16 protein-coding genes and 2 pseudogenes are annotated in these 17,667 nt (G+C 69.9%); 6 read left to right on the top strand and 12 right to left on the bottom strand.

Annotated features, from left to right (window positions below):
- The first annotated feature begins 1 nt into the window (after position 1).
- Positions 2 to 1,195, top strand: coding sequence for an HD-GYP domain-containing protein (locus tag MPPM_RS21010; protein WP_096486718.1), 1,194 nt, complete (start codon positions 2 to 4; stop codon positions 1,193 to 1,195).
- 127 nt (positions 1,196 to 1,322) lie between these two features.
- Here the strand turns inward: MPPM_RS21010 and speB are convergent, their stop codons facing one another.
- Entirely contained in the window at positions 1,323 to 2,324 is a 1,002-nt protein-coding gene (speB, locus tag MPPM_RS21015; RefSeq protein WP_096487953.1) for an agmatinase, read from the bottom strand.
- A 347-nt stretch (positions 2,325 to 2,671) separates the two neighbouring features.
- Here speB and MPPM_RS21020 point away from each other — a divergent pair, with 347 nt between their 5' ends.
- Positions 2,672 to 3,676 (top strand): lipid II:glycine glycyltransferase FemX, encoded by a 1,005-nt coding sequence (locus MPPM_RS21020; RefSeq protein ID WP_096486719.1) that lies wholly within the window; start codon positions 2,672 to 2,674, stop codon positions 3,674 to 3,676.
- 46 nt (positions 3,677 to 3,722) lie between these two features.
- Here the strand turns inward: MPPM_RS21020 and MPPM_RS21025 are convergent, their stop codons facing one another.
- The 11 genes from MPPM_RS21025 to MPPM_RS21075 all read right to left on the bottom strand — a co-directional run bounded on the left by MPPM_RS21025 (position 3,723) and on the right by MPPM_RS21075 (position 13,834).
- Positions 3,723 to 4,037: a hypothetical protein gene (locus MPPM_RS21025; protein ID WP_096486720.1), complete on the bottom strand. Its 315-nt coding sequence runs from the start codon at positions 4,035 to 4,037 to the stop codon at positions 3,723 to 3,725.
- Positions 4,038 to 4,237: 200 nt separating this feature from the next.
- Positions 4,238 to 5,518 (bottom strand): bifunctional phosphopantothenoylcysteine decarboxylase/phosphopantothenate--cysteine ligase CoaBC, encoded by a 1,281-nt coding sequence (gene coaBC, locus MPPM_RS21030; protein WP_096486721.1) that lies wholly within the window; start codon positions 5,516 to 5,518, stop codon positions 4,238 to 4,240.
- 171 nt (positions 5,519 to 5,689) lie between these two features.
- Positions 5,690 to 5,845, bottom strand: a complete 156-nt coding sequence (locus MPPM_RS29050; protein WP_244573375.1) for a hypothetical protein — start codon at positions 5,843 to 5,845, stop codon at positions 5,690 to 5,692.
- Positions 5,846 to 5,968: 123 nt separating this feature from the next.
- Complete coding sequence (locus MPPM_RS21040; protein ID WP_096486722.1) at positions 5,969 to 6,196, bottom strand: hypothetical protein; 228 nt, start codon at positions 6,194 to 6,196, stop codon at positions 5,969 to 5,971.
- 40 nt (positions 6,197 to 6,236) lie between these two features.
- Positions 6,237 to 7,799, bottom strand: a complete 1,563-nt coding sequence (ubiB, locus tag MPPM_RS21045; RefSeq protein ID WP_096487954.1) for a 2-polyprenylphenol 6-hydroxylase — start codon at positions 7,797 to 7,799, stop codon at positions 6,237 to 6,239.
- Positions 7,800 to 7,956: 157 nt separating this feature from the next.
- Positions 7,957 to 8,736: a bifunctional demethylmenaquinone methyltransferase/2-methoxy-6-polyprenyl-1,4-benzoquinol methylase UbiE gene (gene ubiE / locus MPPM_RS21050; protein ID WP_096486723.1), complete on the bottom strand. Its 780-nt coding sequence runs from the start codon at positions 8,734 to 8,736 to the stop codon at positions 7,957 to 7,959.
- Between the two features lie 148 nt (positions 8,737 to 8,884).
- Positions 8,885 to 10,252, bottom strand: a complete 1,368-nt coding sequence (locus MPPM_RS21055) for a glycosyltransferase family 61 protein (protein WP_096486724.1) — start codon at positions 10,250 to 10,252, stop codon at positions 8,885 to 8,887.
- Positions 10,253 to 10,298: 46 nt separating this feature from the next.
- On the bottom strand, positions 10,299 to 10,709 hold the full coding sequence (locus MPPM_RS21060; RefSeq protein ID WP_096486725.1) for a dihydrofolate reductase: 411 nt from the start codon (positions 10,707 to 10,709) through the stop codon (positions 10,299 to 10,301).
- Positions 10,710 to 10,783: 74 nt separating this feature from the next.
- On the bottom strand, positions 10,784 to 11,527 hold the full coding sequence (locus MPPM_RS21065) for an SDR family NAD(P)-dependent oxidoreductase (protein ID WP_096486726.1): 744 nt from the start codon (positions 11,525 to 11,527) through the stop codon (positions 10,784 to 10,786).
- 5 nt (positions 11,528 to 11,532) lie between these two features.
- The gene (gene purF / locus MPPM_RS21070; RefSeq protein ID WP_096486727.1) at positions 11,533 to 13,008 is read right to left on the bottom strand and encodes an amidophosphoribosyltransferase; all 1,476 of its coding nucleotides are present in this window, start codon (positions 13,006 to 13,008) and stop codon (positions 11,533 to 11,535) included.
- Between the two features lie 229 nt (positions 13,009 to 13,237).
- Entirely contained in the window at positions 13,238 to 13,834 is a 597-nt protein-coding gene (locus tag MPPM_RS21075) for a CvpA family protein (RefSeq protein ID WP_096486728.1), read from the bottom strand.
- A gap of 422 nt (positions 13,835 to 14,256) precedes the next feature.
- Between MPPM_RS21075 and MPPM_RS29055 the strand changes: the two are divergent.
- From MPPM_RS29055 to MPPM_RS21090, 4 genes and pseudogenes are all read left to right on the top strand, one after another.
- A pseudogene (locus tag MPPM_RS29055) lies at positions 14,257 to 14,421 on the top strand (MBL fold metallo-hydrolase); the annotation flags it as partial.
- Between the two features lie 58 nt (positions 14,422 to 14,479).
- A complete protein-coding gene (locus tag MPPM_RS21080) occupies positions 14,480 to 15,919 on the top strand; it encodes an IS1182 family transposase (RefSeq protein ID WP_096486419.1) in 1,440 nt (479 codons plus the stop codon).
- Positions 15,920 to 16,097: 178 nt separating this feature from the next.
- A pseudogene (locus MPPM_RS21085) lies at positions 16,098 to 17,054 on the top strand (MBL fold metallo-hydrolase); the annotation flags it as partial.
- Entirely contained in the window at positions 17,047 to 17,667 is a 621-nt protein-coding gene (locus MPPM_RS21090; RefSeq protein WP_096486729.1) for an SCO family protein, read from the top strand. The pseudogene MPPM_RS21085 and the gene MPPM_RS21090, both read left to right, overlap by 8 nt.

A 17,667-nucleotide genomic window follows, 5' to 3' on the forward strand; every position in this document is an offset into this window, starting at 1 on the left:
GATGCGGGACTCTCGAGACCGAGACGCACGCCGAGACGCGAGCCAGGGACAGCGGCACGGACGCCCCGAGGAGGTCGTCGTCCTGGTCTCGGATCGCCGCGAGCGGGCGGAGCGTCTGGCCCGCGGCATCGCCCTCGTTCTGCCCTGCCGCGTGATCGAGCCCGGCGCGGGCTTGCCGGCCGGCCGGCCCATCGCCTTCGTCGTCGATCTCGCCACCGACCTGACCACCGACGCGGCCGCCGACCTGACCGGCGAACGAAGCCGTGCCTGGGTCACGTGGCTGGCCAAGAACATCCGCGAGAGCGGCCTGCCCTGCCTCTATCTCGCCCGCGGCAACGCGGCCAAGGATGCGGCGGCCGTGGCCCTGCTCGGTGCGCCGACGGTGATCGATCCGCGCCGCCCCGCCGGCATCGTCCCGACGCTCCAGCGCCTCGTCGCGGAGGGGAGGGCGGCGCGCGGCGGCCTGCACGAAGCGGGCGGCGGACCTCCCGCGGCGCGGGTGGAGCGGGCCACCGTCCTGGTCACCCACCTGTTCGACAAGGCCGCCGCCGGCCGGCCGCCGAGCCCGGAGGAGGCCGAGGAGGGCACGCGGATCGTGCTCGACACGGTGTCCGAGGTCGGCATCCGCGCCTGGCTCGACCTCGTCTGGCGCCACGACATCCAAGTCTACCAGCATTCCTTGAGCGTGGCGGGTTTCGCCGCCGCCTTCGCCGCCGAACTCGGCTTCTCCCGGAGCGACCGGCAGCGTCTGGCCCAGGCCGCGCTCCTGCACGATGTCGGCAAGGCGCTGATCCCCCACGCCATCCTCAACAAGCCGGGCCCTCTCACACCGGACGAGATGGCGGTGATGCGCACCCACGCCGCCCTCGGCGCCGACCTGCTGGCCAAGGAGGACGCCTTCGGGCCCGAGATCCTCGACGTGGTGCGCTACCACCACGAGCGCCTCGACGGGTCCGGCTATCCGGAGGGGCTGAAGGGTGCGCAGATCGGCGATCTCGTGCGGCTCGTGGCGATCTGCGACGTGCATTCGGCCCTGACCGAGCGCCGGGTCTACCGCCCGCCCCTCTCCGCTGCCGACGCGGCCGCGATCATGGAGGCCCAGGCCGGCCAGCTCGATCCCGACCTGCTCCGGGTCTACCGCCCGATCATCGCCCGCGCCGGCGGCGCCGCGGGCGGACCGTCGGTTCTGGACTGATCCCGGGATTCCAAGGGGATCATCCCTTTGGCGCGGCACCAGGGCAGCGCCCCGGCATTCTTCCAGGGCTCTGCCCTGGACCCGCGAAAAGGCCCGCCTTTTCGAAATCCGATCTTTCGCGGCGCGGTCAGGCGCGGGCCGCGACCCGCTCCGCCAGGAGGCACAGGATCTCGAAGGCGATGCCGGCGCCGGCCAACGCCGTGAGGCCGGCGGGATCGAGGGAAGGGGCGACCTCGACGACATCCGCTCCGACGAGGTCGAGGTCGCGAAATGCCCGCAGCAGGTGCAGGGCCTCCCGCGTGGTGAAGCCGCCGATCTCCGGGGTGCCGGTGCCGGGGGCGAAGGCGGGATCCAGCGCGTCGATGTCGAAGCTGAGATAGGTCGGGCCCTCGCCCACGACGGCGCGGGCCTCCGCGGCCACCTCCGGCAGACCGCGGGCGCAGACCTCCTCCATCGTGACGATCCGCATCCCCTGCGCCAGCGCCCAGTCCCGCTCGTCCGCCGCGTCCATGCTGCCGCGGATGCCGATCTGGATGCAGCGCCGCGGGTCGAGCACGCCGTCCTCGATCGCGCGCCGGAACGGCGTGCCGTGGGTCAGCCGCGACCCGTCGTACTGCGCGTCGTCGGTGTCGCTATGGGCGTCGATATGGATCAGCCCGAGCGGCCGGGCCGCTCCGAGCGCCCGCAGCACGGGGTAGGTGACGAAATGGTCGCCGCCGACCGTGAGCGGCACGATTCCCGCCTCGGCGAGGGGCCGGTAGAACGCCTCGATCCGCCGGGCGGTCTCGGCGGCGTCCACCGGGTTGACCGGCACGTCGCCGAGATCGGCGCAGGCCGCCAGGGCGTAGGGCGCCACCCCCGTGGCGTGGTTGAGCGCCCGCGTGCCGGTGGAGGCCTCGCGCACCGCCCGCGGCCCGAGCCGCGCCCCGGGCCGGTTGGTGGTGGCGCCGTCGAAGGGGATGCCGATCAGGCCGATCTCGACCGCGCCCGCGGCGGCCCCGGGATCGAGCACCGGCAGCCGCATGAAGCTCGAAAGCCCGGAGAAGCGCGGCGTCACCATCCCCGAGGCGGGCCGGAACCGCGCCAGCCGCTCCGCCCGCGCCCCCGCGGCCTCGCTGTCATCCGCCATGACGATCCTTTCCGGCGCGGTGTCGCTTGCGATCCGCATCAAGCCGCCGGGAGGCTCCCTCCGCAAGCCTCCCGGCGCGCAGCCCTCGATGGGCCTCGTCGGCTCCGGCTGCGGCGGGCGCACGGCAAGACTGCGCAGGCAAGACTACGCAGGCCCGGCCCGGGGAGCGGATACATTCGCCTTCGATGGCGTTGGGCCTCCGGACTCGTGATACGGCCAAGCCTTCCCAAAGGGACGGTTCTTCCTCCGAATGCGTGCCGGGACGACGCGGCGAATCGAGGATCGGGCAGCCGCCCGGGGCAGGCGCCCGGGACGGGCCGGCGGAGACGGACAGGGGAGCACGGTTCATGACAGCTCAGGTCGCGGTCATCGACCGTTCGGAGACCGCGGATTGGGACGAGGCGCTCTGGCAGCAGCCTGCCGCCAACATCTACGCCTCACGGCGCTGGGGCGATTACAAGGGCCGGCTCGGCGGGACCGTCCGTCGGGTCGCCGTCTGCGACAACGGTGAGGATCTCGCCTACATCCAGTATCAGGAGCGCCGGAACGGCCCCTTGCGCCGGATCCTCGTGCAGGGCGGCCCGGTCCTCACCGCCCGCGGGCAGTCCCGGTCGGAAGCGGTGCTCGCCGCCCTCCTCGATCATCTCGCCCTGCGCCCGGCGGACCTGCTCGCGGTGAAGAGCTACCGGCCCCAGGATCCCGAGGGGATCACCGCCCTTCTGGCGCACGGCTTCGTGCCCGTCGTCGGGGCGAAGGATCACACGATCGAACTCGATCTGACGCCGGGCCGGGACGCGATCCTGGCCGCCTCCGACCGGCGCTGGCGGCGGGAGGTCAAGAAGGCGGAGGGACAGCCCGACCTCACCGCCGTCTTCCTGACGGATCCGGACGAGCGCCTGCGCTCTTTCGACACCTTCGTGCGGATGTACGCCGCCCTGCAGCAGCGCAAGGGCTTCTCGAGCGACCTCGACACGGCCGCCTATCGCGACCTCGCGGCCTCCGACCCGCACCTGCTCTTCCTCGAAATCCGCGAGGGCGGGGCGCCGATCCTGGTGCGCATCGTCCAGACCGGACGCGAGCGCTGGACCGATTTCTTCACCGCCTCGAACGAGCGAGCCCGGGCGACCGGCGCGGCGAGCTTCGCCGTGTGGCGGATCGTCGAGCGCGCCTGTGAGGCGGGCGCCAGCCGCTTCGATTTCGGTGGCATCGACCCGCTGGGCAATCGCGGCGTCTTCGACTTCAAGCGGGCCCTGAGCCGCAACGTGGTGCAGGGCGGCCCGACCTGGATCTACGCGCGCAACCGGCTCGTTCGCCGCGCCGCCGCGATCGCCCTGTTCCTGCGCCAGAGCTGAGCCCGGGCCGGGGAGGGCGGGCGAGCGCCGCCCTCCCCGCCAAGGATCAGCCGCGCTGCTTCGAGCGCAGGCTGCTGGTGTCGCCCGAGGTGTTCGTCATCGGCCCGGCGGGGCCGCTGGAATTGGCCTCTTCCTCGCCGGTGCGGCCCCCGCTTTGGCGGGCGCCGACATGGTCGTGGTACTGCTCGGTCTGGACGTGGCGGCTGTCGAGGCCGCGCTCGTCGGAATGCCGGGACTTGTCGCGGTTGCTCAGGACCTCGTTCTCCCCGAGGATGCCCTCGGGCAATTCGGTCATGGCGCCGCTGCCGTCGCCCTTGCCCTGCGCGCCGGGGCCCATGCTGTGCCGGTCGGCCTTGGCCATGATGTCGCTCCTGTCGCTGATGATGACGTGGAGGACAGATCTGGGTGCCGGGCCGAAGAGGGCAAGCCGAGCAGCGGAAAACTTAAAAGACGCCCGCCGGGGAACATTTTTTCGCCCCCGGTGATCGGGGCTTTGTTTCCAAGAGAACGACGTCGAGGCGTCTACTGGGCGGCGAATACGCTTCGAAGCGCGGACGAAGCTCAGCGCGATGGTGCCGCGAGCCGTTCCGCGAACCGCGCCACCAGCCGCCGCCCGACCTCCTCCTTAGCGAGCTTCGGCCAGGTCTCGACGCCGCCGTCGCGGGCGACGAGGTGGACGGTGTTCTCCAAGCCGCCCATCACCCCGCCCTCCGCCGAGACGTCATTGGCCACGATCAGGTCGCAGCCCTTGCGCGCGATCTTCCTCTGGGCGTTGGCGATCACGTCGTCGGTCTCGGCCGCGAAACCCACGACGAGGGGTGGGCGCCCCTCGCTCCGGCCGGCGATGGTGGCGAGGAGATCCGGGTTCTCCACGAGCTGCAGGGGGGCGGGCGTGCTGCCGTCCTTCTTGATCTTGCCCGCCCGGATCTCGGCCGGGCGCCAGTCGCCGACGGCGGCAGCGAAGATCGCGAGATCGGCGGGCAGGGCCGCCTCGACGGCGGCCAGCATATCGCGGGCGCTCTCGACCCGCACCACGGTCACGCCCGCCGGATCGGGGATCGCCACCGGCCCCGAGACCAGGGTGACGCGGGCGCCGGCCTCGGCCGCGGCGGCGGCGACCGCGTGGCCCTGGCGGCCCGACGAGCGGTTGGCGAGGTAGCGCACGGGGTCGATCGCCTCGTGGGTCGGCCCCGAGGTGACGAGCACGTGCCGCCCCGTCAGCAGTTTCTTCGGTGTTTCGCGGCCGGCCAGGAAGCCGAGGCCCTGGCCCTCCGCGCGTTGCGCCAGCAGGGCTTCGAGGGCGTCGGCGATCTCGTGCGGCTCGGCCAGGCGCCCCGGCCCGAACTCGGCCTCGGCCATGGCGCCCTCGTTGGGGCCGACCACGGCGACGCCGTCGGCCTTCAGGGTCGCGAGGTTGCGCCGGGTCGCCGGATGCAGCCACATCCGCACGTTCATCGCCGGGGCGATCAGGATCGGCAGGGTGGTGGCGAGCAGCACCGTCGAGGCGAGATCCGGCGCGTGGCCGGTCGCCATCCGCGCCATCAGGTTGGCGGTGGCCGGCGCCACCACGATGGCGTCGGCGTCGCGCGCCAGCTTGATATGGCCGATATCGGCCTCGCTCTCCCGGTCGAACAGATCGGTATGGGTCCGCTCCCCGGCGAGCGCGGCGGCGGCCAGCGCCGTGACGAATTCCTGGGCGGATTCGGTCAGCAGCGGCCGCACCTGCGCCCCGCGCTCGCGCAGGCGCCGGATCAGGTCGAGCGCCTTGTAGGCGGCGATCCCGCCGCCGACGATGAGCAGGACGCGGCGGCCGGCGAGGGATTTTGGGGACGACGGAGTCATGGGCGCAGAACGGGGACTTGCGGGCCGCGCGTCAAGGGGCGGGGAAGAGCGGCGAGGCCATCAACGGCTGCCCTTGATCGAGGGGCCTAGCCCCAACCTCCCCGGCAGCGGGTTCAGAACCGGAGGGATGCAATGCGGCACGTTCCGATCGCTTCGGAGATGATCGGGTGATCAGGTCAGAGGGCGCCGCGCAGTGTGGCGGATGCCAAGGACAATGATTTCGTCCTTACCGAGGCTGTAGGTGATCGCATAGGGATAAGGATGGGCGACGATGCGCCGAATGTTGCGCCGCGTCGTCACATGGCCTGCGAAAGGATGCTGCAGCAAGCAGAAGATCCATCACGGCTTGAAGGCGCTCATTCACATGCTGCGCACCCTGCGGATGATGCTGACTGATATAGGCCAGCACTCTGTCGAGTTGACGGATAGCAGGGCGGGAAAGGCGCAGTCTCACAAGCCGTACTTGGCCCAGATGGCACGCACCTCTTCGTCGGTCGCGAAATCGCCACGCGCCGCGGCAGCCTCCGACTCGTCCAACTCCGCCTCCTCCTCCGGGGTAAAGCGGTAGACGGCCTGGTCCTCGCCGGCATAGCTCAGCACCATGCGCGCGATCGCGTCCTGCACCTCGGGCGGGAGGTTCCGGGCGGCGGTGATCGCCTTTTCGAGCAGATCGGTCATGGGGCGAGTGTAGGAGAATTCCGCCCGGTGAGAAGGCCCGTCAGCGGAACGCCAGCACCAGGGCCCCCACGGCGATCCCCCACAGGGCCAGGGTGGTCACGACCGCATGGCGGCGCTCCAGCTTGACCAGCCGCTCGATCGCCTTGGTGTCGCGCGTGCCCTCCTCGTCGAGGCGGATCATGATGCGGCGGATGCGCTGGGCGATGTCGGGGATGTCGGAGACGACCTCGGCCAGCGTCATCGCGGCCCGGGCCCCCCCTTCGATCCGGCCGACCGGGCCGAGATGGCGGGTGATCCACGAGCGCACCACCGGCTCGGCGCCGGTCCACATGTCGAGCTGCGGATCCAGCGAGCGGGCGACGCCCTCCACCACCACCATGGTCTTCTGCAGCATCACCAGTTCGGTGCGGGTGCTCATGTCGAACAGGGCGGTCACGTCGAACAGCAGCGTGAGCACCTTGGCCATGGAGATCTCGTCGGCCCGGCGCTGGTGGATCGGCTCGCCGATCGCCCGGATCGCCTGCGCGAAATCGTCCACCGAGTGGTGGCGCGGCACGTAGCCGGCCTCGAAATGCACCTGCGCCACCCGGCGGTAGTCGCGGGTGATGAAGCCGAGAAGAATCTCGGCGAGGAACCGCCGCTCCGCGTGGCCGAGCCGGCCCATGATCCCGAAATCGACCGCGACCAGCCGTCCCTGCGGATCGACGAACAGGTTGCCCGGATGCATGTCGGCGTGGAAGAAGCCGTCGCGGATCGCCTGCCTCAGGAAGGACTGGATCACCGTGCGGCCGAGCGCCTTCGGGTCGTGGCCCGCCGCGACGATGCCGGCGCGGTCGTTGAGGCGCACGCCGTCGATCCATTCGGAGGTCAGCACATCCCGCGCCGTCAGCGCCCATTCGGGCCGGGGCGTGCGGAAATCGGCGTCGCCCTTGGTGTTCTGGGCGAGTTCCGACATCGCCGCCGCCTCGAGCCGGAAATCCATCTCCATGGTGACGGAGCGGGCCAGGATCTCGACCACTTCGCGCGGGCGCAGGCGCTCGGCGTCGGGCAGGAGCGCGTTGACGATGCGGGCCATGAACCGCATCGCCTGGAGATCCTTGGCGAAGCGCTCGCGCACGCCCGGCCGCATCACCTTGACGGCGAGGGTCCGCTGCGTGCCGTCGGCGTCGAGCACGGTCGCCTTGTGGACCTGGGCGATCGAGGCCGCCGCCACCGGCTCGCTGAAGGCGGTGAACAGGACGGGGACCGGCTTGCCGAGCTCGGCCTCGACGACCCGCATCGCCACGTCCTGCGGGAAGGGCGGCACCCGGTCCTGAAGCCGCTCGAGGTCGCGCGCGGCGGCCATGCCGACGATGTCGGGCCGCGTCGCCAGGAACTGGCCGAACTTGACGTAGGAGGGGCCGAGCCGGGTCAGCGCCCGCTCCAGCGGGCTCGCGCCCGGCGCCTCGGCGACGCCGCGCCGCTCCAGGGATCGGCCGAGTTTCAGCGCGAGCCGCAGGTGCGGCGGCAATTGCGCCGGGTCGATCAGCGCGAGCCCGCCCTCGCGGGCGAGCACGAAGCCGACATGGGCGCCGCGGGCGAGGTGGAAGACCGCGCCGAGCATCATCGAGACCTATGAGGCGGCTGCCCGGAGAGCGATGGCGCCGGATGGCGGGCGCGAACAGCCCCCCGCGCAGCGGGCCTCGGCCCTGCCGAGGCGCCGAGCGGAGCGAGAGCCGAGGCCATGGAGGTGCCCGCCGGCGTTCGAAGCCGAGCGAGACTCACGAAATCTTCCAGCCGGAATGGATCGCGACGATGCCGCCCGAGAGCCGGCGGTGGCTGACATGCGCGAATCCCGCCGCCTCGATCATCCGGGCGAACGCCTCGGGGGAGGGGAACTTGCGGATCGACTCGACGAGGTACTGGTAGGAGTCGCGGTCGCCCGCCACCCGCTCGCCGATGCGCGGGATCACGTGGAAGGAGTAGGCGTCGTAAATCTTCTCGAGAACCGGCAGGTCGACCCGGGAGAATTCCAGGCACAGGAAGCGCCCGCCGGGCTTGAGCACCCGGTGCGCCTCGCGCAGCGCCACGTCGATGCGCGGCACGTTCCGGATGCCGAAGGCGATGGTGTAGCTGTCGAACTGGTTCGCCGGCAGGGGCAGCGTCTCGGCATTGCCGGTCACGAAGTCGATGCGGCCGTCATACGTGGTGCCCGCCCGCTCGGCGCCGACCCGCAGCATCGCCTCGTTGATGTCGAGCACCGTGACGTGGGTCTCCGGGCCGCCCGCCTCCAGGGTGCGGAAGGCGATGTCGCCGGTGCCGCCGGCGACGTCGAGGTGCTGGTAGGGCCGCGTGCGCGACGGGCGCAGCATCGAGATCAGGTGCGACTTCCAGGCCCGGTGCAGCCCGCCCGACATCAAGTCGTTCATCAGGTCGTAGCGGCGCGCGACCGAGCGGAACACGTCGTCGACGCGGGCCTGCTTCTCGGAGAGGCGCACCCGCTCGTAGCCGAAATCGGCGGTGGCCTCGCTGTCGCCGGCTCTCGCGTCCGTTCCGCTCATCCGATCCTACCCTGCGCTGGCCCGCAGCCGTCCACGGCTTCGGCCGAGCCTCCTTAGCGAATGCCGGCTCTCACCGCCATGCGGAGCGGGACATCGCCGCAGCGGCGGCCGCGGGGTGGGGGGATGCCGGGCCGGTGAGGGCATCGCTTCACGATACGGTGGCGATGATCCTGTCTGCCAGACGATTGGCGTCCTTGATGACGTGCGTCATGGAAAAGTTTTCAGACTCCGATCGAGTCAACTCGTCCTTGATCGTGAAATAGTCCGCTCGTCCGCCGCAGACGCGATCGAGGAGCAGGAAGTTGCTGTTCAGGGATTCTCCCAGCGTCAGCATGACCCGTCTCGCCGACGTGTGCGGCACCAGCGCGAGCGTGTGGAACGCCGACCCGGCCGTCCCCACGATGAGTTCGGCCTTTCGGAAGATGTTGACCTGCGCGGCGAGACCGAGGGTTTCCGGGTGGATGACGGTGAAGCCGGCCTGCCTCATCCTGAGATCGACGAAAGCCTCGCCCTCCACCCCATTCACGCCGGCGTGCAGGCGGGATTTCGAGAGATAGACCTTCTTCGGCACGCAAGCCGCGACCGGTGCGACGTTGCGCCCGATCGCCGACATGGCGGTCGCGTAATGCGTCCAGACGCTGTGCAATTCGTAGAAGGATGCCTCGGGAACGACGACCCTCCTGATGCGGGTCGGCCGATCGAACGAAAAACTGCGGTTCTCCAGCCCGGCATGCCGGAGAAGCTCGACGATGTAGCTTGCTGCGTGGTCCTGAACCGCGGGCACGGAGTGAAAGAGGACCGGGAGCGAGCCGTCGATGGCCCAGCAGCGGGCCAGGGTCGTCACAAGGAAGTGGCCGTAATGCGCCAGCAGAGGCCCGCCATAGATCATCGTCTCGAACGGCGCGTCATCGACGGTCTCGCCATCGATCTCGATCCTCTCGCTCTGGCCGACGAGGGCGAGGTCGGCCCCCCGGCGATACGCCGCTTCCGGAATGAGATAGCCGTCGCCGGTGTAGAGGCCCCAGCGGGGATCGTGGTCGAGCAATATCCCCGCGGTGAAGGGCAGGTAGATTACATCGTGATACGTCCTCGACGAGACGGTTTCGCGCTCCTGGTTCGTGCCCCACAACTGCCGGCAACGGTCGAGGGAAGCGGCCGCGGGACCGGGGGCGAAGAAGGCGAGGATCTGATCTTCCAGGGCCCCGAGGGCGATGGGATGGAACGTCCCCCGGATTTCGGCCGTCAGGGTCAGGTCGCCGCGCGCGAGGGGCGGAAGGGCAGGGAGCCAAAAGCAGTACCCGTGATCGCCCGCGACACCGATCGCGTTGACGTCGTGCCGGGCGAGGCTCGCCCGCAGGCGCATCAGCATGGTCCCCCGCCAATGCACCTCGACATAGGCGCTCTCGCCCTGATGCAGGAAGTCGCAGATCCAGCCGTGCAGGCGTCCGTTCGCGAAGCCGTCGAGGCTGCCGATGACGACGGGCGGAGGCTCGGCCGTCCGGCGCTTGCGAAACATGGACACTGCCTGCACGACCCCGGAGATGCCCGCGAGAGCCGATGCGTCAGCCGGCCCGCAGCGGTCCGCCGACGAGCCAGGCCGGATCGAACCAGCGGTCGGCCTCGCCGTCGTAGGGAAGGCGGGTGACGTCCCAGTGCTGGATGTACCGCGCGTAGACGTTCCAGACCGCGATGCCGCCGCCGACGAAGATGCGCCGGCCGGGATAGCGCTTCAGCACCGCCTCCGGATCCTCGTGCGAGCGGATCACGTCGATGGTGCGGTCCTTGAACGCGAACTCGGGCACCGAGGCCACGGTCTTCGGCCCGGCGATCAGCACGTGGCCCATGGTGAGCGCGAAGAAGCGCGTCACGTCCTCGACGAAGAGCGGATCGGTGTTGCCTTCCCAGGGGAGATGCCCGTTGAGGCCGAGCTGGCCCCGCTGGCCGATGGCGCAGATGCAGCGGACGTCGATCATGGCTGAAACCCTACAAGCCCCAAGACAAGCGGGCTCCCCCGCAACCCCGCCGGGGCCCGAGGCCCCGGACCCCCTTACTGGGGTGCGGAGAAGGCGAGAACCCGGTCGCTGGGGAAATCGTAGAGTTTGCCCGTCTCGTTCCATTCGGGAGAGGCGAGGCGCACGAAATGCGGCGCCAGCGCCTCCGGGGTCTTCAGGGTCGCCGGATCCTCGCCCGGCATCGCCGCCGCGCGCATGCGGGTGCGCAGGGGGCCGGGGTTGACCAGCATCGCACGCACCTCCGTGCGCTCGTTCTCGGCGGCGTAGGTGCGCACCATCGCCTCCAGCGCCGCCTTCGAGACGGAGTAGGGCCCCCAATAGGCCCGGCACTTCGCGGCCGCGCCCGAGGAGACGAAGATCGCGCGTCCCGCATCCGAGCGCTGCAGCAACGGATCGACGGAGCGGATCAGGCGCCAGTTGGCGGTGACGTTGATCGCCATCACCTGATCCCAGACCTTCGGCGTGACGTGGCTGACCGGCATCAGGTTGCCGAGGATGCCGGCATTGCCGATCACCGCGTCGAGCCGGCCCCAGCGCTCGTTGAGCGCCGCACCCAGACGGTCGATGGCGTCGTAATCGGTCAGATCGAGGGGCACCAGCGTCGCGTGGCCGCCGGCCTGCCGGATCGCGTCGTCGAGCTCCTCCAGCCCCCCCTGCGTGCGGGCGATCGCGACGACGTGGGCCCCGGCGCCTGCCAGCGCGAGCGCCGCGGCACGGCCGATGCCGCGCGAGGCGCCGGTGACGACGGCCACGCGGCCGTCGAGGATCTTGTCGGCCATCGGATTCAATCCGCCTCGGCCAGCATCGCGAAGCGCTTCGGCCCGGCAATCGCCAGATCGGTCAGGCCGGTCGGGTAGTCGCCGGTGAAGCAGTGATCGGTGTATTGCGGGCAGTCGGCGTTGCGCGCCTCCTCGCCCATCGCCCGGTACAGGCCGGGGATCGACAGGAAGGCCAGCGAATCGGCGCCGATATATTGGCGCATGCCCTCGAGGTCGTGGGTGGCGGCCAGCAGCTTCTCGCGCTCGGGCGTGTCGATGCCGTAGAAGTCAGGGTACGTGATCGGCGGCGAGGCAATGCGGAAATGCACCTCGCGGGCGCCGGCATCGCGCATCATCCGCACGATCTTCACGGACGTCGTGCCGCGCACGAGGCTGTCGTCCACGAGCACGATGCGCTTGCCCTCGACCGCGGCGCGGTTGGCCGAGTGCTTCATCCGCACCCCGAGTTCGCGCACGGTCTGGGTCGGCTGGATGAAGGTGCGCCCGACATAGTGGTTGCGGATGATGCCCATCTCGAAGGGCAGGCCCGCCTCCTGCGCGAAGCCGAGGGCCGCCGGCACGCCGGAATCCGGCACCGGGATCACCACGTCGGCCTCGGGGGCCGCCTCGCGGGCGAGTTCCTGGCCGATGGCCTTGCGCACCCCGTAGACGCTCTTGCCGTTCACCACCGAGTCGGGGCGGGCGAAGTAGATGTACTCGAAGATGCAGGGGCGCATCGGCCGCGCCTCCGCGAAGCGGATCGACTCGACGCCCTCCTCCGAGATCACCACCACCTCGCCGTTCTCGACGTCGCGGATGAAGCGGGCGCCGATGATGTCGAGCGCGCAGGATTCGGAGGCGAGGATGTAGCGCCCGTCGAGCTCGCCGAGCACCAGGGGGCGGATGCCCAGCGGATCGCGGGCGCCGATGAGCTTCTTGTTGGTGAGCGCGACGATGGCGTAGGCGCCCTGGATCTGCTGCAGCGCGTCGATGAAGCGCTCGACGATGCGCGGTTTGCGCGAGCGGGCGGCCAGATGCAGGATCACCTCGGTGTCCGAGGTCGATTGCGTGATGGCGCCGTCGCGCACGAGGTCGCGGCGGATCGACAGCGCGTTGGTCAGGTTGCCGTTATGCGCGACCGCCAGACCGCCGCTGGCGAGTTCGGCGAACAGCGGCTGAACGTTGCGCAGGATGGTGCCGCCGGTGGTCGAGTAGCGCACGTGGCCGATGGCGGAGCGCCCGGCCAGCCGCTCGATCGTGCCGCGGTCGGAGAAGTTGTCGCCGACGAGGCCCTGGCGGCGCTCGGAGTGGAACACCCCGTCGTCGTAGGAGACGATGCCCGCCGCCTCCTGGCCGCGATGCTGCAGGGCGTGCAGGCCGAGCGCCACGATCGCCGAGGCGTCGTCGTGCCCGTAGATGCCGAAGACGCCGCATTCCTCGCGAAGCGTATCCCCGTCGATGTCCAGGTCGCGGACATCGGCGCTCGCGCTGACAGCTGACATGTCGATCTCGAATCCTGGAGGCGCGCGGGTCACGCGGGCCTCGCATCCGGCACGGCGGGAAACGGCCGGAGGCGCCGTTCGTCCGCAGGCTCTGCCGCGGGGATGACGCCGGGACCGTCGTGAAACCGTTACCTAGGCTCGGATCTCGTCGCAACCAAGACCGATTCCAGCATATCCTTCGTCATCCGCGCGCATTGCTTGCGCGGCCCGGATGCGGGGGGGGCGGCCGTCAGCGCTTCGGCGCGGGCCCGGCCTCGCTGCGGCGCTGGGCGGGGAGGTCGGTCTCCGGCGGCGGCTCCTCGGCCGGCCCCTCGCCCTTCGGCTTGCGGAACTGCTTGAGGAAGCCCTCCGGATTGTCGGGCAGCTGCGCCACCAGCGCCTCGCCCGAGCTTTCCAAGAGCGAGCGGCTCTTGGCCTGCGCCGCCCAGTCCGGAACCTTGCCCTGTACGAGCCAGGCCAGGAACACCCAGCCGATCACGCAGATCAGGAAGCCGCGGCCCGCCCCGAACAGGAAGCCGAGGGAGCGGTCGACGGCGCCGATGCGCGAGTCGAGCACGAGGTCGGAGACCTTCACCGTCACCAGCGAGACCACGATCAGGGTGGCGAGGAAGATCGCGGCGATGGAGGCGACCAGCGCCACGGTGTCGCTGGAGATGTGCTGCTTGACGGTAGGCAGGAGCAGCGGGTGCAGCGACCATGCCACCGCGGCGGCGGCCACCCAGGCAATGATCGCGAGCACCTCGCGGGTCACGCCGCGCACGGCGGCGAGCAGCGCCGAGACGAGCACGATGCCGAGCACCACGAGGTCGAGGACGGAAAACGGCATCGCAGGATATGGTTCGCTGGGGCGGGACGGGGCAGCCTTGCCCGGACGACGACGGCTCCCCCGGGCCGCGCGTCCGCTCTGGTCTTTAACCATATACCCCGGCGAACCTCGGCCGTCACCTTCGGGGCGCATGCCCCCGTGCGGGCCTCCAGGCGTCCCCGGGCGGGCCGGGGCAGCCTCACCCTCGCTGAGGCGATCCGGCGCGCGGCCGCCCGCGGGGGCAGGGCGCCGCTCATCCCTGCAGACGCGGCATTTCGGCTCGGGGGCGGTCCCCACAGGAGGATCGGGCCGCGAGAGCAGGATTCCCGCCGCTGCCGCAGTGACGCGCACAACGTTTCACGAATTCGCCGAAAGAGAAAAAGATCTTTCTGGTAATCTCGGCTATAACCGAAGTATTCAAGATACGGACGGGGTTGAAGGGGATGGCCGGTACGATCGACAGGCGCGGTTTTCTGCGGGGATCCGCGGTCTTCGCGGCCGGTGCGGCCGCCGGATTCTCCTGTATCGAGATCGCCGACGCTGCGCCGATCGCGGTGCCGACGGTCGACAAGCTGTCCCTGCGCGTCCTGATTGATTCGGCTCACGACCCTGGCTGTGTCAAAACTCCCATGATGGTATCTTTCTCCGGGTCGACCGGAGGCTGGCATGGGACGGTTTGTTGTCGGTGCCGAGCGTGATCAGACGACGCTGTTTCCGCCGTGTCTTGAAGACTGGATCGCCGAGGACAATCCGGTCCGCGTGGTCGATGCCTTCGTGGATGCGCTGGATCTTGGGGCGCTCGGCTTCGCGGGCGTCGATGCGGCACGGACGGGGCGACCGGGCTACCATCCGGCCGCTCTCCTGAAGCTCTACGTCTACGGATACCTCAACCGGGTCCCGTCGAGCCGGCGTCTGGAGCGTGAAGCGGGCCGCAACGTCGAGGTCATGTGGCTGACGGGTCAGCTGTCGCCCGATCACAAGACCATTGCTGAGTTCCGCCGTCAGAACGGACCGGCCATCGGGCGCGTCTGTGCCCGCTTCGTCGGTTTGTGCCGCGAGATGGGCCTGCTGACCGGCACACGCGTCGCGATCGACGGCTCGAAGTTCAAGGCGGTCAACAACCGCGACCGCAACTTCACGCAAGGCAAGCTCGACCGGCGCCGCCAGCAGATCGAGGAGAGCGTGTCGCGCTACCTCTCGCAGCTCGACACGGCCGATCGTCAGGATCCCACACCCGAACTGGCCGCCAAGGTGGTGCGGCTGAAGGAGAAGATCGCCCGCCTCGGGCAGGAGATGGAGCGGTTGGCCGGCCTGGAGGAGCAGATGAAGGCGGCGCCCGACCGGCAGATCTCGCTGACCGATCCCGACGCGCGATCGATGGCAACCAGCGGGCGCGGGTCGGGCGTGGTGGGCTACAACGTCCAGGTGGCGGTCGAGACCGAGCATCATCTGATCGTGGCGCACGCGGTGACCAATGCCGGCTCGGACCGGGCGCAGCTCCGTGGTATGGCAGTACGGGCCAAGCAGGCTCTGGAGACGGACACGCTCGATGCGGTGGCCGACCGGGGCTATTATTCCGGTGAACAGATTCTGGCTTGCGAACGCGCCGGCATCTCGGTCACGCTGCCCCGGCCGATGACCTCGGGCGCCAAGGCCGCCGGCCGCTTCGGCAAGGAGGATTTTCTCTATCGCCCTCAGGAGAATGCCTACCTGTGCCCGGCGGGCGAGACGCTGCCCCACCGATGCACCACGGTGGAGAACGGCCTGACGCTGCATCGGTACTGGACGAACGTGTGCTCGGCCTGCCCGATGAAGGCGGAATGCACGACGGGCAAGGAGCGCCGGGTGACACGTTGGGAGCACGAGGATGTGCTGGAGACGGTGCAGCGCCGATTGGACGCCGATCCGCTGGCCATGCGGGTCCGGCGTGAGACGGTCGAGCATCCTTTCGGTACGCTGAAGGCGCGGATGGGGGCCACGCACTTCCTCACCAAGACCCTGCCGCGCGTCTCGACCGAGATGGCGCTCCATGTCCTCGCCTACAATCTGACGCGGGTTCTCAACATCCTGGGAAGCCGGAAGCTCCTGGCGGCGATCCCCACCTGAGCGGGAGCATGGATCGCTCGCCGAAGAGGCCGGGAAACCGTCCAGGAGGCGCTTTCAATCAAAAACTGGTCGTCTCCCGACCGCAAAAACCCGTTCGACGCGATGAACAGCCCATTCTCAAGAGACCGGGACGTCACCCGACCGCAAAGTCCCAATCCCAGAGTTTTGACACGGCCTGGACCAGTTCCTGAAGCCCGCGACCGTCCAGGGCGTGCTGCACCAGCCGCCGGGCAACGGCCGCGGCGCCGATTACCGCCGGGTGCTGCACAATCAGTGGGGCCTGTCCCTCTTCGCGGAATCGTGGCGGGCAGAGGAGGCGCGCACGATCCTGCTCGATTTCGGCTACAGCCCCGAGGCGCTCCTCAACAATATCGAGATCCTGAAGGTCGATCCGACCAAGGTCGACGCGCTGATCGTCAGCCACGGCCATCACGACCATTACGGCGGCCTGACCGGCTTCCTCGACAAGTACAGGAGCGCGCTCGCGCCCGACCTGAAGCTCTATGCCGGCGGCGAGGACAATTTCTGCCACCGCCTGTCCCCGAGCGGCGTCCCCGGCCAGTTCACCGATTTCGGCCAGCTCGATCGGCGCGAACTGGCGGCGCAGCGGATCTCGACCGTGCTGTGCGAGACGCCGACGGTGGTGGCCGGCCACGCCTTCACCACGGGGCAGATCAAGCGCGCCTCGATCGAGCGCATCCTCCCGAACACCTTCGTCGAGCGGGGCATCAAGGACGGGCTCGGTTGCGATGCCAGCCACTATTCGCCCGCCGAACTTCAAGGGAAAATCATTCCCGACGAGCACGTCCACGAGCACGCCACCTGCTTCAACGTGCGGGGCAAGGGCCTCGTGGTGATCTCGTCCTGCGGCCATGTCGGCATCGTCAACTCGGTGCGGCAGGCGCAGGAGGTCTCGGGCGTCGAGCGCGTCCACGCCATCGTCGGCGGCTTCCATCTCGGCCCCGCGCCGAAGGAATACCTGACCCAGGTCGTGGCCGAGATCAAAGGGCTCCGGCCCGACGTGGTCGTGCCGATGCATTGCAGCGGCCTGAACTTCGCGCTCGAGGCGCAGGCGCAGATGCCGGAGAACGTGATCGTTCCGACGACCGGCAGCCGGCTCGTCTTCAGTGCGTAACCGGGCGCTCGCGGCCGTCCTGCTCGGCCTGCTCGGCATGGCCGGGTCCGCGCGCGGCGAGACCCCGCCGCGCCGCTCGGCCGCCGAGTTGATGGACGTGCTGATGTGGAACCGCGAGCCGGTCGGCGGCCCGTTCGCGCTGACCGATCAGGCGGGACGGCCTCGCACGGAGGCCGATTTTCGCGGCCGCCTCCTCCTCGTCTATTTCGGCTACACCGCCTGCCCGGATGTCTGCCCGACGGACCTGATGGAGATCGGCCGGGCGCTCACGCTGCTGGGCCCGGACGCCGACTCCGTCCAGCCGGTCTTCATCACGCTCGACCCCGAGCACGACACGGCCGGGCTGCTGGCGGAGTACCTGCCGAACTTCCACCCGCGTCTGGTCGGCCTGACCGGCAGCGAGGCGGCGGTCCGCCGCGCCGCCGACGCCTACAAGGTCTATTACGAGACGAGCCCGCGCCCCGGAGGCGGCCGGGCCGTCGAGCATTCCGCCTTCATCTATCTGATGGACCGATCGGGGGCCTATCTCGGATTCTTTCCGCCCGGCACGGCGGCCGAGCGGATGATGACGATCCTGCGGCCGCATCTCACTGCCCGTCCCGCTGCGGAATAG

The organism is Methylorubrum populi (genome assembly GCF_002355515.1).
In the GTDB taxonomy this organism is placed as follows: Bacteria; Pseudomonadota; Alphaproteobacteria; order Rhizobiales; family Beijerinckiaceae; genus Methylobacterium; species Methylobacterium populi_A.

What these genes read in the sequence shown, in the direction of transcription:
- ubiE (WP_096486723.1), bottom strand. Translation starts at nt 8,736, where the DNA reads ATGAGCGGAACGGACGCGAGAGCCGGCGACAGCGAGGCCACCGCCGAT.
- MPPM_RS21040 (WP_096486722.1), bottom strand. Translation starts at nt 6,196, where the DNA reads ATGACCGATCTGCTCGAAAAGGCGATCACCGCCGCCCGGAACCTCCCG.
- ubiB (WP_096487954.1), bottom strand. Translation starts at nt 7,799, where the DNA reads ATGCTCGGCGCGGTCTTCCACCTCGCCCGCGGCGCCCATGTCGGCTTC.
- speB (WP_096487953.1), bottom strand. Translation starts at nt 2,324, where the DNA reads ATGGCGGATGACAGCGAGGCCGCGGGGGCGCGGGCGGAGCGGCTGGCG.
- coaBC (WP_096486721.1), bottom strand. Translation starts at nt 5,518, where the DNA reads ATGACTCCGTCGTCCCCAAAATCCCTCGCCGGCCGCCGCGTCCTGCTC.
- MPPM_RS21010 (WP_096486718.1), top strand. Translation starts at nt 2, where the DNA reads ATGCGGGACTCTCGAGACCGAGACGCACGCCGAGACGCGAGCCAGGGA.
- MPPM_RS21060 (WP_096486725.1), bottom strand. Translation starts at nt 10,709, where the DNA reads ATGATCGACGTCCGCTGCATCTGCGCCATCGGCCAGCGGGGCCAGCTC.
- purF (WP_096486727.1), bottom strand. Translation starts at nt 13,008, where the DNA reads ATGTCAGCTGTCAGCGCGAGCGCCGATGTCCGCGACCTGGACATCGAC.
- MPPM_RS21020 (WP_096486719.1), top strand. Translation starts at nt 2,672, where the DNA reads ATGACAGCTCAGGTCGCGGTCATCGACCGTTCGGAGACCGCGGATTGG.
- MPPM_RS21080 (WP_096486419.1), top strand. Translation starts at nt 14,480, where the DNA reads ATGGGACGGTTTGTTGTCGGTGCCGAGCGTGATCAGACGACGCTGTTT.
- MPPM_RS21065 (WP_096486726.1), bottom strand. Translation starts at nt 11,527, where the DNA reads ATGGCCGACAAGATCCTCGACGGCCGCGTGGCCGTCGTCACCGGCGCC.
- MPPM_RS21075 (WP_096486728.1), bottom strand. Translation starts at nt 13,834, where the DNA reads ATGCCGTTTTCCGTCCTCGACCTCGTGGTGCTCGGCATCGTGCTCGTC.
- MPPM_RS21055 (WP_096486724.1), bottom strand. Translation starts at nt 10,252, where the DNA reads ATGTTTCGCAAGCGCCGGACGGCCGAGCCTCCGCCCGTCGTCATCGGC.
- MPPM_RS21025 (WP_096486720.1), bottom strand. Translation starts at nt 4,037, where the DNA reads ATGGCCAAGGCCGACCGGCACAGCATGGGCCCCGGCGCGCAGGGCAAG.